The following is a 14,567-nucleotide window of genomic DNA, read 5'->3' as shown; positions in this document are numbered from 1 at the left end:
TGGCGGCTTCCCGAACGACGCCTCTCCAAAGCCATCTGGTGATGTCGATATCCGCGTTCCTCCTGTGATATTAGTGACGCAGTCGGCCAAATACGGCGGCGCGCTTTGTTGGATGCCGATATTGGTCGGACTCCGCGATGTTCCCCCGCTAAACCTGATTCCACAGAGCCCCGCTTAACGGGTCCATGCGCGACCGGCGCCGCAACGGCGCAATGGAATTTCAACGGTCGCTATTTGGGCTGCGGGGAGGTTTGGGTTGTCTTATTTTGTAGCGTCTGAAGGCGCGCTGGAAACCGGCGCGGCCGTTGTTGGGCGCAAGCGATCGATTAGCCGCTTTGCGGCGACCATGCGCGCGGCGATGACGCGCGCGGCGCTGTTCGCCGGCGTCTTGCTCGGCGCGCTCGCGACCGGAGCGCAGGCCCAGACGGTGATCAACGTCACGGTCGCCAACGACACCGGCACCACCTCGGGGGGCTCGACTGGCGGCGCCGGCACGCTTAGCGCCGCGCTCGCGCAGATCAATGCTTCCACGCCCCCCGGCGGCTTCATCATCAACCTGCAGACCAATGTCACGCTGTCAGGGCCGCTGTCGCCGATCTTCAACTCGGTGACCATCAACGGCAACGGGTTCACCATCAGCGGCAACAATTCGCAGCGCATCTTTATGGTCGGCGTTGACACCGCGACGCAGACCAGCGCGGGGGTGGCGGGCTCGATCATCGCGGACCGCCCTCAGGTGGCGATCAGCAACGTCATCCTGTCCGCGGGCCTCGCCCAGGGCGGCGGCAACGGCGCCGGCGGCGGCATGGGGGCGGGCGGCGCGCTGTTCGTCAACCAGTCGGCCGACGTGACGCTGAGCAATGTCAGCTTCGCCAACAACAACGCGAAGGGCGGCAACGCAACAACCAACACGTTTCGCGGCGGCGGCGGCCTCGGTGGCAGCGGCGGCGGCAGCGGCGGCGGCGGCATCTTCGGCGGCGGCGGCCCCGGCGGCGGCGGCATTTTCGGCGGTTCCGTTGCCGCTGCCGGCGGCGGCGGCTATAGCGGCGCCGGCGGAAACGGCACGAACGGCACCGCGGGCCTCCTGTCGATAGCCGGCCTCAACGGCGCCGGCGGCGCCGGATTTGGTGGTGGCACCACCGGTGGTGCCAATGGCGGCGGCGGCGGCGGTATCGGAAATGCGGGCGGGGGTGGCGGCTTCGGCGGCGCAAGCAGTTCCGGCTCGACCGGCGGGGCGGGTGGTTTCGGCGGCGGCGGCGGCACCGGCTTGAACGGCGGCCCGGCGGTGGTTTCGGCGGCGGCGGCGGTGGTTTCAGCGGCCCTGGCGGCGCCGGTGGCTTCGGTGGCGGCGGCGGCGGTGGCGGCGGTGCGGGCGGCTTTGGCGGCGGCGGCGGTGGCGGCGGCGGCGCGGGTGGGTTTGGCGGTGGCGGCGGAGGCGGCGGGACCGTTGGGGCGGGTGGCTTTGGTGGCGGCGACGGCGCCAGTGGCGGGAACGGCGGCGGCGGCGGCATGGGCGGGGCGGTGTTCGTGGTCAAGGGCGGCTCGCTCACCATCAACGGCAACGGCTCGACCTCGGGCGGCAGCGTAGCCGGCGGCACCGGCTCCAATGGCGGCGGTGCGGGCTCGGCCTTAGGCACGGGCCTCTTCGTGCAGGGCTCGACGCTGACCTTCGGTGGCAGCGGCAGCTACACGGTGTCGGACGCCATCGCCGATCAGAACGGTTCCGGCGGCGCCGCGGCCTCGGACGGCCTCGGCGGCACCGGTGGATCGAGCGCCATTACCAAGAGCGGCATCGGCACGCTCAGCTTGGCGCCAACACTTATACTGGAGCTACGACGATCAATGCCGGCACGCTAAGGGGCGCTGCGGCGAACACATTCAGCGCTACGAGCGCGACGACAATCAACACCGGCGGCACGCTCGATCTCGGTTTGCTGGCACAAACGATCAATATCGTTTCGCTATCGGGCGGCACGTTGGCCAACGGCGCGTTGACCGGCGCAGTGACCTCAAGCGGCGGCACGCTGAACAGCCTCGGCGGCGGCATGACGCTGACGGTGAATAGCGGCGCGACCAATGTGACGGGCACCAACACCTTCACAGGCGCGACCACGGTCAACAGCGGCCTGCTCTCGGTCAACGGCACGAGCACGGCCAGCGCGGTGACGGTGAATGCCGGCGGTACGCTCGGCGGCAACGGCACGGTCGGCAACACGACCATCAATGGCGGCACGCTGGCGCCCGGCAATTCGATCGGTACGTTGACCGTGCAGGGCAATCTCGTGTTGACGGCCGCATCGAGCTACATGGTCGAGGTGTCGCCTTCGGCGGCCGACCGCACCAACGTCACCGGCGTGGCGACGTTCGGCGGCGCCACCGTCAAGGCATCTTTCGCAGCCGGGGCCTATGTCGCAAAGCAATACACCATTCTCAACGCCGCCGGCGGTATCGGCACCAGCACGTTCGGCTCGATCGTCAACACCAACTTGCCGGGTGGCTTCGCGTCGAGCCTGAGCTATGACGCCAACAATGCGTATCTCAATCTCGTTCTCAGTTTCGTGCCGCCGCCCGGGACGGGTCTCAACAACAACCAACGGAACATCGCCGACCCGATCGTCAATTTCTTCAACTCCAACGGCAGTATTCCGCTGGCGTTCGGCGGGCTGACGCCGGCGGGACTGACCCAGATCTCCGGCGAGACCGCGACCGGCTCGCAGCAGACGACCTTCAACGCGATGAACCAGTTCATGGGATTGCTGACCGATCCCTTCATCGACGGCCGCGGCGATGGCGTTTCAGCGGGGTCATCGGCGGGCGCATCGGCCTACGCCTCACCGGACATGCCACGCTCCGGTGCGGCGCGGGACGCCCATGCGATGTTCACTAAGGCGGTCGTCATGGCCGATCCGTTCGCGCAGCGCTGGAGCGTGTGGGCGGCGGGCTATGGCGGCGCGCAGACCACCGACGGCAACACGACACTCGGCTCCAACAACACGACCAGCCGCATCGCAGGCACCGCGGTCGGCGCCGATTACCGTATCTCGCCGAATACGCTGGCAGGCTTTGCGCTGGCCGGCGGTGGTACGAACTTCAGCGTCGTCAATAACGGCTCTGGCCGATCTGATCTGTTCCAGGCCGGCGCCTTCATCCGGCACAATGCCGGTGCGGCGTATCTCTCCGGCGCACTGGCCTATGGCTGGCAGGACATCACCACCAACCGCACCGTGACGGTGACCGGCATCGACCAGTTGCGCGCGCAGTTCAACGCCAATGCCTTCTCGGGTCGCGTCGAAGGCGGCTATCGCTTTGTCAGCCCGTGGATGGGCGGCATCGGCATCACGCCCTACGTAGCAGGACAGTTCACCACCTTCGATCTGCCGGCCTATGCCGAGCAGGCGGTAACCGGCGTCAACACGTTCGCGCTCGCCTACGCTTCGAAGAGTGTCACCGATACGCGCAGCGAACTCGGCCTTCGCAGCGACAAATCATATGCGATGCCGGACGGCATCCTCACTTTGCGCGGTCGCCTGGCATGGGCGCACGATTTTAACCCCGGCCGCACTATCGGTGCGACGTTCCAGACGCTGCCGGGCGCATCCTTTGTCGTTGGCGGCGCCGCGCAAGCCAGCGACTCCGCGCTCGTCACTGCTTCCGTCGAGAAGAAATGGCTGAACGGCTGGTCCGCCGCCGGCACTTTCGAAGGCGAGTTCTCTCAACTCACCACCAGCTACGCCGGCAAGGGCGTGGTGCGGTATTCCTGGTAAGTTGACGATTTCCGGTTTTGGCCCTTCGCATCATTTCGCTGTGCTGCGGAATTTGGTAGCTATCGGGGGCATAGCGGACTCTGGCAAGCCGACCGATCGGCCGATTTATGGGATCACGGCCTAGGTAGCCCGCGATTCTTTTTTTGATTTTGTGGGCTCAAGACGTTGCTGGATGGACTCTACAAGGTTGAATACGGCGTCAACGATGCGTTCGGCCGCAGCATCATGTGCCTGCATGACGGTAAGATGCTGGGCGGCAATTCGGCCTTCGCGCACCTTGGAACCTATGACGAGCGCGACGGCGAGATCGTCGCCGAGGTGATCACCGAACGGCACAACGAGGATCCCAATTACAAGCCGCTGATGGGAGCCGATATCGCCTCGATCGGTGCGCGCGGGCGGCTGCACGGCAACCAGATCCGTCTCGAGGGTGGCGCGGACACCATGCCGGGCGCAAAATTCTGGGCCAATCTCACCCGGCTCGACGACGAGGGGCTGCCTCCGAGTGGTGCGGTCGGTCCGGGCGGCATCGCCAACGGACTCTATGGGATGAGCCTGCGCGCGCTTGACGGTGTCGATGCCGGATTATCGGGCGTGATGCTTCTGATCGACGGCCGCATCCTCGGCGGCGATGCGTTCTTCTACTATCTCGGCTCCTATTCCTCGGCGGACGGCCGCTGGAAGGGCGAGATGCTGAACCAGGAGCACACGCCGGCGAAGGGCGAAAATCCCGTGTTTGGCGGCTATGAAGTCGGGATCGGCTTCTCCGGAACCTGCATGGCGGATAGCGGCGAGCTCGAAGGCATCGCGCTCGCCGGCAAGCGCAGCCTGCGCCTTGCAGCCTCGCTCAAGCTGATGCGGCGGGCCTAGGACGTGCACTCATAGTAGCCGCGTCGGCTCGCGCCAAAAGTAACATCGAAGTGGTCTGGACGAATGTCGTCCTTGGGCAGAGGCGCGAAGGCCAGTTCTTACCACTCCCGCTTCATTTCATCGCAAGATCGCGGTCGATGTCTTGCAGGTGCACGAAAGTTGCCCAGGCTTTTCGATATTCGCTATCTGTCGGATCGATCGCAAGCAAGGCGCGACACGCCTCTTTGATTTCGTCCGACGAGGGACGCATCGCGACGTTTCCGGACGACTTGGCTTGGTTCCAGCGCTCCTCGACGCCGTTCGCCAAGGCGAGTGCTTCGGAGGGGCTCCGTTTCCGGGTTGACCTCGCCAAAGGGTGATCCGGAGGGAATTTGGGCCATGCGACGGGAGGCTGATCGGCTCGCCACTCACTCTCCTTGCCGGTCCCACGCTCTCCCGGCAAGTTTGCCTGGGCTCCATTGGCCGATTGAGGCGGGACAGTCCGTGCGCCCAGCTCGCGGAGCTGCTGCTCCATGGTCCCGCCGGACGCCGTTGCGCCTGCCGCAGGTGCACGCGTCGTCAGACCTGACACAGTTGAGGTGCCGGCCTGCGGAGCAACCTTCTGAACGGTTTGCGCAACGGACAGCATGCCAGGCGAAAGAGCAGGCTTCTGCTGCGCGACCTTGTCATTTTCAGTGGGGCAAGGCCGAAATCCCGAGCGCAGCTGCGTGATCCGGCCGTCGTCGTCGATGCGGGCAAAGTCAACGGCCACAGTGTAGACGAAAGCGGCATCGATGGATTGGCCGGATTTGTCTCTCGCGTTGACGGCGCCGCAGACATATCGCGCCGCGTCGGCCTCGACTGAACGCAATGCGCTGAATTTGGCCGAGTCCGGATCGATCAGCACGTGCCGAACTGCTGCGCGAGCTTTCATGTGCTCGTTAGAGAAGATGCTGAGCACGACATCCGGATTGAACATGTCGGGCTGGTAGTACCACTTGTACTCCACAGCAAGGAATGCTGCGCCAAAGGCCGTCGCGATCAGGAAAGGAGATGCATTCATGGATTTGGTCGGGTAATGGAACCCGGTATGGTTGTTTTATCTTCTTGAACCATTTACGATAGAATCTACTAACAATCCGTAAATTGGTTGCTCCCGCGATTTTCAACAACCGGTGGAAGAGCCACAGCTGGTTTTGCTCAAGGGGGCAGTTGCCGGTGCGGGAAACACACTGAGCAAGGTCAACCAAGGGGGCACAGGCTGACGCCTGGCGGGTGGCAGCGGCAGGTCCGCTGTGGGCCATAACCGGACATCAACCAGCGAAGGACCGTGGGTCTCACAGCACTGGCGTACACTGCATGTCTGCTCCGACGATGAGCGGCCCGTTGTAGGCAGTTCGCAAATCAGCGATGGCCGCATCGAGTTCAAACAGACCGAAATGACTGACGATGAGCTGCTTGACCGCAGCCTCTTGGGCAACGCGTCCGACGACTGCCGGTGTTGCGTGCAAGGGAACATTCGCACCGGGCGCGATCGCAAGATGCATGATCAGGAGGTTCGCGCCCTTTGCGAATTCGACGAAGCCTGGATCGGTGCCGTTTTGGTCGGAGCTAAACACGATCGACACATTTCCGGTCTGCACGCGATAGGCCAAGGTTGGCATATTTCCATGCGGGATGTTCCGTGCCGTGACTGTCGTTCCCTCGCGCTGCAAAACCACGGATGGATCGCTTTTGACAGCGTCAATCACTCCGACATCAAGTCGAACGCCACCCGCCACAACGCGCCCCATATCGGGCCGCACGCCGCTGCCCCCGTATGAGCCGCCTAACGCCGATCCGAGCACTGGAAATGCGCCAGTCTTCTCGTCAAAAAGCCTGTTGAGGAAAATCGCAAAGTCAGGGGCCGCATCGTTGCCTGTAGGACCGAAAACCTTGAGAGGTTCCTTGCGGACCTCGTGGCTCAGCCAAAGGAACGCTGGCAAGTCGGAAACGTGATCTGGATGAAGATGGCTTATTCCGACCATCCACAAGTCTTCGAGTTTGGCTTGCGATTCACCAAAGCGGTGTTGAGCACCACCGCCCATGTCGATGAGTATTCTTGCGCGCCCCTCGATCCAGACCAGATAACTCGTCGATGCCCGAGTGGGATTCATTCTGGGGCCACCGGAACCGAGGATTTGCACGTCGAGCGGCGTTGTACCGCAACTCTGTCCGAAAGCGCTCAAACTGCTCAGTGACGCACAGAAAATTCCCAGCAAGAAAATAACCGGAAGCCGAACCATGAAGACACCCATGTTGTTCAAACAGAGTCTATCAAATCGGTCTTGCAAATTTCACGACAGGGCCGAGATGGTCATTCGGGCAGCCCTGCTTGCCGCAATCCTTCCTCATATCGCGCGACGTCCTCAGCACGTCGATAAGGGCCAAGCACATCTTTGAGATTGGAAACGCGCAGCGTGGGGCTGAGTTCTCGCAGCCGAGCCACGGCCTTGTGTGCTTGCTCCGGCCGACCGGCCATTGCGTTGCTTGCGGCGGTGATCCGTAATCCAGGCCGATAGTCCGGGCTGCACTGCAATGCCATTGCCGCCCATGATGCCGCTTCGTCATAGCGGTCCAAAAAGAAATGTGCATACGCGGTCCCGGCTCGCATGCCCATCAGCCACGGATCAAGTGGGCTCAGGCGAATGGCTCGTGCGAAGCGCTCGATCGCCGATTCCGGCTCGCCGAGCCAGAGTTTTACCCAGCCGCCGAAATTCCATGCCTCAGCCAAATTGGAATTAAGCGCGATCGCGCGATCAACTAAGCCGGCACCTACCCCGAGATCCCCAACAACAAACGCTAACGCATTCCCGCCAGCGGAGAGCGCGTTCGCGTCATCCTTGCCCAACTCAACTGCCCGTTGGGTGAGCTTCTTCACTTCGGCAATCGCGTTCGCCGTGTCCGGAATCCAGCCATTGATCCTGGCAATGAGGTAGCAAAAGGCTGCGCGACCGTAGGCGGTGGCAAATTCCGGGTCGAGCTCGATCGCGCGGTTGAACAGACGCAATGCCTCGTCGTTCGCTTGCCGGTTACCAAACTGATGAAGCCGGGCCAGACCGCGCAAATAGTGGGCATAGGCGTCGAGACTAGCGGTCGGCTTGCGTTTGGCGCGCTCGATCTCAGCTTTCTCCACCGCAGGCGCGATCGCCCCGACAACGCTTTCAGTCACCTGGTCCTGCAAATCGAAGATGTCGCCGAGCTCGCCATCAAACCGATCGGCCCAAATATGTGCTCCAGTAGCGGTATCGACGAGTTGTCCCGTAATGCGCACTCGGTTTGCCGCCTTGCGAACGCTCCCTTCCAACACGTAGCGCACCCCAAGCTCGCGCCCCACCTGCTTCACGTCGACAGCGCGCGCCTTGTAGGTGAAGCTGGAGTTTCGGGCGATGACAAATGGCGCCTTGAAACGGGACAGCGCCGTGATGATGTCCTCGGCCATTCCATCGGCAAAGTATTCCTGTTCGACATCGCCAGACATATTCTGAAACGGAAGCACCGCAATGGAAGGCTTGTCGGGCAGCGGAGGCGGACTCCCGGCCTCGGCAGCAAAAACTGGCGCAGCCTCTCGCGTTTCCGTCGGCGCATCGACCTCAAAGGCCCTGATTGGCTCCTGAATGTTCTTTACATGTTGAACGCCAAGATCCGGACCTGGGTCTGTGACCGAGGCTCGCGCGGGCAATTCTTCCTCGGTGATCTCGCCAACAAACCGGAAGCCTCTGCGAGAAACCGTCCGGATCAGGCGTTGCTCCTTGCCGGTATCCCCGATTGCCTTGCGCACGGCATTGACGTGGCTGGTCAGCGTGGATTCGGACACGATCCGTCCTTCCCACACCGCCTTCAGAAGATCGTCCCTTGTCACGACCTGTTCCCGGTTTCGGACCAGGAAGAGCAGCAGGTCGAACACCTTCGGTCCGATGGGGATGAGCTCGGAGCCTCGCTTGAGCTCGCGCCGGTTGGCATCGAGACAATAATCTTCGAATAGAAACGACACTTGTGATCCTTCCTGGACAAGAAGCCAAGGAAAACTCGATCGCAATTCAGGCCGGCTGCAAGGTCTTTTCCGTTCGAAACAGTACACATTTTCTCACCCTTCGGGAACGAGGGTTCGAGAAATGGTTGGCCCGCCTGCACTCGACGCGCACTGACGTTCGCAATCAACGCAACAAACCTGGCCGAGCCGAGGCACGGCTTACCACCTGCATCGCCTCCCGAGTGCGAGGATACGTTCATGAACAAGCATATCTTGCGCGCTTCCCTGGAGGACGCGTCAGTTGCGCCTGAGGCGTGCCAGGTCACTCCGGCTCATGCCGAGCGCCCTCCCGCCGGTGCAGAAATGGCGCGGGTGCTCGGGACCACGCCATTTCACATGGCTTTGGATTCCTCCGGCGCCGGAATCGCCCACTGGAAGCATGACCCGCTGCACGACGTCGTCGCGCCCATGAGCCATCACGTCATCATGGCTTACAACGGCACGGTGCAGCGCATGGAGCGGCGGATGGGAAGCGCGGTTGCGATCGGTACGTTTCGTCCCGGAGTCGTGATCATCATCCCCGAAGGATCGAGCTCCGGGTGGGATATTCCGAAACCTGTCGATGTCATCCAACTCTATCTTCCGCACGCCACGCTCGAGCGGGTTGCAGGCGAGGTCGACAGCGCCACCTCGACCGATCTGCTGGAGCGAACGGCGCATCCCGACCCCATTACATCCCGATTGCTCCTGACCGCGACCGACGCCGTGGTGGGCAATGTCGTCGTGGATACACTGTTCAGGCATCAGCTGATGGACCTCTTGGCCACGCGCCTGCTGGCGGCGCATGTCGGCGCGCCGTCCACGTTCCAGCCGACGCGGGGCGGCCTCTCACCGGTCGTATTGCGCCGCGCCATCGAGCGCCTGCACTCGGACATCGACGCTGACGTCTCCCTGGCCACGCTCGCCTCGGATGCCGGTCTGTCGCGCTTCCACTTCTGCCGCGCTTTCAAGAAGAGCACCGGGCTTTCCCCACATGCCTGGCGGCGCCAGCAACGGCTCGAGGAGGCCAAAAACATGCTGCGCGACACCGACGCGTCGGTCATCTCGATCGCGGTCGCGCTCGGCTATTCTTCCCAGACCGCGTTCGCCGCCGCCTTCAGGAAGCTGACCGGGGATACCCCGAGCAATTGGCGACGGCGTGCACGTTGACAGCATCGCCTATGCGGGGAACAGCATCATTGCGAGAAAGGCTCCCGGATGCAGGCGGGCAAAGAAGGTCCCATGACCGCTATGGGTCACAAGCCGACGCCTGACGGGCGGTAGCGGCAAGTCCGCTAGATGGGACATTGGCGGACGTCACGCCTTGCCGCTCGGACAGCGCGCTTCGGCTGGAAGCGGACAGCGAGACGGCAGGCAGCGGGCGCGAAGCGTCGCGTCGGGATGAATTACAGGAAGCCGGCGTCTGGCGGGGTGGAATCCGGGCCCGGCCGGGCTTCCCCTGGCGGCCCGTATGGCCTATGACGCTGCAACGCAACATTCCCCCCAAAAAGACCCCATGATCCGCCTCGACAACGTCAGCAAGCAAGCCGGCCACCAGATCCTGTTCATCGAAGCCTCCGCCGCCCTCAACAAGGGCGAGAAGATCGGCCTCGTCGGCCCGAACGGCGCGGGAAAGACCACGCTGTTCCGGATGATCGCCGGTGAGGAACTGCCCGATGAAGGGCAGGTTTCGACCGATCGTGGCATTACCATCGGCTATTTCAACCAGGACGTCGGCGAAATGAGCGGCCGCAGCGCCGTGGCCGAGGTGATGGATGGCGCAGGTCCCGTGAGCGAGGTCGCAGCCGAGTTGCGCGAGCTCGAGGCCGCGATGGCCGACCCCGACAAGGCCGACCAGATGGACGAGATCATCGCGCGCTATGGCGAGGTGCAGCACGCGTTCGAGGAGCTCGACGGCTACGCGCTCGACGGCCGCGCGCGCGAGGCGCTGTCCGGCCTCGGCTTCAGCCAGGAGATGATGGACGGCGACGTCGGCAAGCTTTCCGGCGGCTGGAAGATGCGCGTGGCGCTGGCGCGTATTCTTTTGATGCGCCCCGACGTCATGCTGCTCGACGAGCCGAGCAACCATCTCGATCTCGAAAGCCTGATCTGGCTGGAAAAATTCCTGCACGATTTCGAAGGCACGCTGCTGATGACCTCGCATGATCGCGAGTTCATCAACCGCGTGATCTCCAAGGTGATCGAGATCGATTCCGGATCGCTCACGACCTATACCGGCGATTACGAGTTCTACGAGCAGCAGCGGGCGCAGAACGAGAAGCAGCAGCAGGCGCAGTTCGAGCGCCAGCAGGCCATGCTCGCCAAGGAGATCAAGTTCATCGAGCGTTTCAAGGCGCGCGCGTCTCATGCCGCCCAGGTGCAGAGCCGGGTGAAGAAGCTCGACAAGATCGAGCGGGTCGAGCCGCCGCGCCGCCGCCAGACCGTGGCATTCGATTTTCCGCCGGCGCCGCGCTCGGGCGAGGACGTCGTGGCGCTCAAGAACGTCTACAAGGGGTACGGCAGCAAGCGCATCTATGACGGCCTCGATTTCATGATCCGCCGCAGGGAGCGCTGGTGCGTGATGGGCGTCAACGGCGCCGGCAAGTCGACGCTGCTCAAGCTCATCGCCGGTGCGAGCGAGCCGGACGAGGGCACGGTGGCAGTCGGCGGCAGCGTCAAGATGGGCTATTTCGCTCAGCACGCGATGGATCTGCTCGACGGTGAGCGCACCGTGTTTCAGTCGCTCGAAGACCAGTTTCCGACCGCGGGGCAGGGGTCGTTGCGCGCGCTCGCCGGCTGTTTCGGCTTCTCCGGCGACGATGTCGAGAAGCGCTGCCGCGTGCTGTCGGGCGGCGAGAAGGCGCGCCTCGTGATGGCCAAGATGCTGTTCGACCCGCCGAACTTCCTGGTGCTGGACGAGCCGACCAACCATCTCGACCTCGCCACCAAGGAGATGCTGATCACGGCGCTGGCGGATTTCGAGGGCACCATGCTGTTCGTCTCGCATGACCGCCACTTCCTGGCGACGCTGTCGAACCGCGTGCTGGAACTGACGCCGGAAGGCATCCACCAGTTCGGTGGCGGCTACACGGAATATGTCGCGCGCACCGGGCAGGAAGCGCCGGGGCTGCGGAGCTAGTTTTTGCTCTTGCGCGAGATCGTGGCGATCGCCTCGATCTCGTTGGTCCAGATCCCGCCGGAATAGGCTTGCGGCAGCCGGGCGAACAATTCGGGCGTATCGATGCCGGTGGAGAACTCGCCGCCGCTGTAGGGGCCGAGCACGAAGACCGCGCTGTTGGCGTCGGTCATGCGATTGAGGAAGCGATCGGGCCAGCCCCATAGCCAGGGCGCGGCGTTGATCGGTACCAGCACCATCGCGTTGCGGCAGGCGGCTGGCATCAGGCCGGTCCAGCCATAGCCGATATAGCGGATCAGGCAGCTCCGGATGGCCCCGCGCGAAATGGTGCGGACATCAGGGGTGAGGCCACGGATCACGTCTATGGGCTCGTCGCCGCCATAGACCATGATCGTCCGGCGCCGCTCGGCCGGGAGCGCGTTCAGCACGGCGGCAAGTTTCTCGCCTTCGTTTGGGTCTCGGCTCTTCACGTTGATCAGGAGTTTCTTGTCAGGGAAGGCGGCGAACACCTCCGACAATGTCGGCATCATCCCGATGCCTTTACCGCGAAACGGGAATGTCTTGCCGCCGTCGGCCGTGTAGCCGTAGCCGATGTCAAGCATTTTCAGTTTCGCCATGCTCTGTTCGCGCGTGACGCCTTGGCCGTCGGTACGGCAGTCGAGAGTCCAGTCATGGAAAACGGCGAATTCGCCGTCGGTCGTCGGGTGCACGTCGAGCTCGACCGCATCGGCGCCGGCGTCGAAGCTCGCATGCATCGAACGGAGGGTGTTCTCGAGGTAGTCATGCGCCGGCGGCAACATTCGCGCGGCGGTGCAGGTGTCGTTCCTCACATCGCGCTCGTCAAACCGCTGTGCCATACCGCGATGCGCGAGCAGCACCGGTTTGCCGTCGCGATGCGGCGCCAGCAGATCGGTGTTGTTGATGTAGACGCCCGCGGCCACGGCAATCAGGACTGCCGTGACGACTCTGAGTTTCCTGCCCACCAGATATTCCCCATTCCAGGGTTATCGTCGGCGGCGTTTGAGGTTGATTTGCGGCAATCGGGGTGCATGGGAGGCCTGTACGCCTCGCGGCTTGAACGGTCCTATGTCGCCCGCTACGTTCCCTCCCAAAAAAAAGGGAGCGAACAACCATGAAGCAACTGCGGATCGGCGACATCACCATCGATGCGGTGATCGAGCGGGAAGGGCCGTGGCGGCGGCCGCAGGATTTCTTCCCGGCCTATGACGAGGGCGTGTTCGCCCGTCATCTGCCGACGATGGAGCCGGAGGTGTTCGATGCCGCGCGCGGCATGATGGTCATCACCTACCAGACATTTGTCGTGCGCACGCCGCGCTACACCATTCTCGTCGACACCTGTACCGGCGAGGACAAGGGCCATCCGCCGCCGTTCGACTTTCCCGGCAAGGAGCGCTGGCGCAACGAATTGTTCGCGCTCGGCATCTCTTTCGAGCAGATCGACTACGTCTTCTGCACGCATCTGCACATCGACCACACCGGCTGGAATACGACCTTGCGCGACGGCCGCTGGGTGCCGACGTTTCCGAATGCAAAGTACGTCTTTCACAAGGGCGAGTACGCTGCCTGGGAGGCGGAGAATGCCAAAGGCAACAATCCGCCCGGCACCGTCTTCCGCGACAATTGCCTGCCGATCGTCGAGGCCGGGCAGGCGCTGCTGGTCGACGACGACTACGCGCTCGATGACACCGTCACGCTGACGCCGACGCCGGGGCACTCACCCTGTCATTGCTGCGTGAATATCTTTTCGAACGGGCGCCGCGCAGTGGTCGCGGGCGATCTCATGCATCACCAGATCCAGTGCCGCGAGCCGGACTGGTCGGCGAAGCCGGATTGGGATGCCAAGCAATCGGCGGTCTCGCGGCGAAAGTTCTTCGCCTCCGTTGCGGACACCGACACGCTGATCCTGCCGATCCATTTTCCGGCGCCGACGGTCGGGCTGATCAAGCCGCTGGGTGGGGCGTTCGACTATCGGTTCAAGCGGGACTAGGCCGTGTACGCCCAAATCAGTCCTTTCCCGCCGTATTGATCACGGCCTGGCCGCCGTCGATATATGAAATGGGCGGCCATCATCGAACGATTTCAAGCGTGACATTGACCACGCCGATCTTGATCATTCCAAGGGCCTGGGCCGCACCCGATGTAACGTCGATGATGCGTCCATGAACAAATGGACCACGGTCGTTGACTCTCACGATCACGGACTTTTTGTTCAAGACATTAGTCACGCGCAGGCGCGTTCCGAAAGGCAAGGACGGATGCGCCGCATGCAGCGCATGCTTGTTGAACCTCTCGCCGCTCGCGGTCATCCGATCTTCCGAGTAGAAACTCGCAAGCCCAAACAGTGGGGTTTCCCTTCTAGGATGTTTTTTATGAAATGCATGCTGATGGTTGCTCTTCCGATGCGTTGCGCGCCGAATGTCGCCGTGCGCTTTCGGGCCTTGCCCTGCTGCGCGCTGACGCCGTCGGGGTGATTTCGTGGCGAGCGAGGAGAGGTCGTTGGCGTTTGGCGAACCGTTTGCGTCGCGGGTATGGTCATGCACGTCCCGCGGCGTTGCGCCAGGGACAATCGCCGACTTCGTCATTCGACTGAACTTCGCATGCGCAAATTCAATTCCACCATCGAGTGCGATGCATGATGCAGCAATCGCGGTAGCAGCGAGCAGTGCAGGTTGACCGCTCCATCGTTTCATGATGGCCCCCCCAGCGCCTCAGCTGGTTGGAGTAGTTCGGTTCCAGGAATTGCCGG

Annotated in this window: 11 protein-coding genes and 1 pseudogene; 7 read left to right on the top strand and 5 right to left on the bottom strand. The window is 63.1% G+C overall.

Translation table 11 applies throughout. The features are described 5' to 3' along the window. Window positions 1-256 precede the first annotated feature (256 nt). From AB7G19_RS24520 to AB7G19_RS24505, 4 genes and pseudogenes are all read left to right on the top strand, one after another. Window positions 257-1,588 (top strand): hypothetical protein, encoded by a 1,332-nt coding sequence (locus AB7G19_RS24520; protein ID WP_441268168.1) that lies wholly within the window; start codon window positions 257-259, stop codon window positions 1,586-1,588. A 178-nt stretch (window positions 1,589-1,766) separates the two neighbouring features. Then, window positions 1,767-1,838: pseudogene (locus AB7G19_RS24515) on the top strand (hypothetical protein); the annotation flags it as partial. A gap of 93 nt (window positions 1,839-1,931) precedes the next feature. Further along, window positions 1,932-3,764: an autotransporter domain-containing protein gene (locus AB7G19_RS24510; RefSeq protein ID WP_441268167.1), complete on the top strand. Its 1,833-nt coding sequence runs from the start codon at window positions 1,932-1,934 to the stop codon at window positions 3,762-3,764. A 165-nt stretch (window positions 3,765-3,929) separates the two neighbouring features. Continuing rightward, the gene (locus AB7G19_RS24505) at window positions 3,930-4,634 is read left to right on the top strand and encodes a GrlR family regulatory protein (RefSeq protein ID WP_354131238.1); all 705 of its coding nucleotides are present in this window, start codon (window positions 3,930-3,932) and stop codon (window positions 4,632-4,634) included. Between the two features lie 112 nt (window positions 4,635-4,746). Here AB7G19_RS24505 and AB7G19_RS24500 read toward each other — a convergent pair whose 3' ends face one another. From AB7G19_RS24500 to AB7G19_RS24490, 3 genes are all read right to left on the bottom strand, one after another. Continuing rightward, entirely contained in the window at window positions 4,747-5,676 is a 930-nt protein-coding gene (locus AB7G19_RS24500) for a hypothetical protein (RefSeq protein ID WP_441268166.1), read from the bottom strand. 274 nt (window positions 5,677-5,950) lie between these two features. Continuing rightward, window positions 5,951-6,910 carry an MBL fold metallo-hydrolase gene (locus AB7G19_RS24495; protein WP_441268835.1) on the bottom strand — a complete coding sequence of 320 codons (960 nt, stop codon included), beginning with the start codon at window positions 6,908-6,910 and terminating at the stop codon, window positions 5,951-5,953. A gap of 59 nt (window positions 6,911-6,969) precedes the next feature. Then, window positions 6,970-8,646, bottom strand: coding sequence for a winged helix-turn-helix domain-containing tetratricopeptide repeat protein (locus AB7G19_RS24490; RefSeq protein WP_439036400.1), 1,677 nt, complete (start codon window positions 8,644-8,646; stop codon window positions 6,970-6,972). 237 nt (window positions 8,647-8,883) lie between these two features. Between AB7G19_RS24490 and AB7G19_RS24485 the strand changes: the two genes are divergently transcribed. Beyond that, complete coding sequence (locus AB7G19_RS24485; RefSeq protein ID WP_439036401.1) at window positions 8,884-9,834, top strand: helix-turn-helix transcriptional regulator; 951 nt, start codon at window positions 8,884-8,886, stop codon at window positions 9,832-9,834. A gap of 346 nt (window positions 9,835-10,180) precedes the next feature. Beyond that, a complete protein-coding gene (locus AB7G19_RS24480) occupies window positions 10,181-11,803 on the top strand; it encodes an ABC-F family ATP-binding cassette domain-containing protein (protein ID WP_063983614.1) in 1,623 nt (540 codons plus the stop codon). Here the strand turns inward: AB7G19_RS24480 and AB7G19_RS24475 are convergent. Continuing rightward, window positions 11,800-12,783 (bottom strand): glycerophosphodiester phosphodiesterase family protein, encoded by a 984-nt coding sequence (locus tag AB7G19_RS24475; RefSeq protein WP_354179673.1) that lies wholly within the window; start codon window positions 12,781-12,783, stop codon window positions 11,800-11,802. The two genes, AB7G19_RS24480 and AB7G19_RS24475, sit on opposite strands and share 4 nt — an antisense overlap. Window positions 12,784-12,932: 149 nt before the next feature. Between AB7G19_RS24475 and AB7G19_RS24470 the strand changes: the two genes are divergently transcribed. After that, complete coding sequence (locus tag AB7G19_RS24470) at window positions 12,933-13,808, top strand: MBL fold metallo-hydrolase (protein WP_441268165.1); 876 nt, start codon at window positions 12,933-12,935, stop codon at window positions 13,806-13,808. A 79-nt stretch (window positions 13,809-13,887) separates the two neighbouring features. Here the strand turns inward: AB7G19_RS24470 and AB7G19_RS24465 are convergent, their stop codons facing one another. Next, on the bottom strand, window positions 13,888-14,511 hold the full coding sequence (locus AB7G19_RS24465; protein WP_441268164.1) for a septal ring lytic transglycosylase RlpA family protein: 624 nt from the start codon (window positions 14,509-14,511) through the stop codon (window positions 13,888-13,890). Between the last annotated feature and the right edge of the window lie 56 nt (window positions 14,512-14,567).

It is taken from the genome of Bradyrhizobium sp. 215_C5_N1_1, assembly GCF_052075935.1.
Classification (GTDB): Bacteria; Pseudomonadota; Alphaproteobacteria; order Rhizobiales; family Xanthobacteraceae; genus Bradyrhizobium; species Bradyrhizobium barranii.
The sequence above is the reverse complement of the archived record's forward strand: the minus strand, read 5'-3'. Positions and strand labels throughout refer to the sequence as shown.

What these genes read in the sequence shown, in the direction of transcription:
- AB7G19_RS24500 (WP_441268166.1), bottom strand. Translation starts at nt 5,676, where the DNA reads ATGAATGCATCTCCTTTCCTGATCGCGACGGCCTTTGGCGCAGCATTC.
- AB7G19_RS24495 (WP_441268835.1), bottom strand. Translation starts at nt 6,910, where the DNA reads ATGGGTGTCTTCATGGTTCGGCTTCCGGTTATTTTCTTGCTGGGAATT.
- AB7G19_RS24485 (WP_439036401.1), top strand. Translation starts at nt 8,884, where the DNA reads ATGAACAAGCATATCTTGCGCGCTTCCCTGGAGGACGCGTCAGTTGCG.
- AB7G19_RS24480 (WP_063983614.1), top strand. Translation starts at nt 10,181, where the DNA reads ATGATCCGCCTCGACAACGTCAGCAAGCAAGCCGGCCACCAGATCCTG.
- AB7G19_RS24470 (WP_441268165.1), top strand. Translation starts at nt 12,933, where the DNA reads ATGAAGCAACTGCGGATCGGCGACATCACCATCGATGCGGTGATCGAG.
- AB7G19_RS24465 (WP_441268164.1), bottom strand. Translation starts at nt 14,511, where the DNA reads ATGAAACGATGGAGCGGTCAACCTGCACTGCTCGCTGCTACCGCGATT.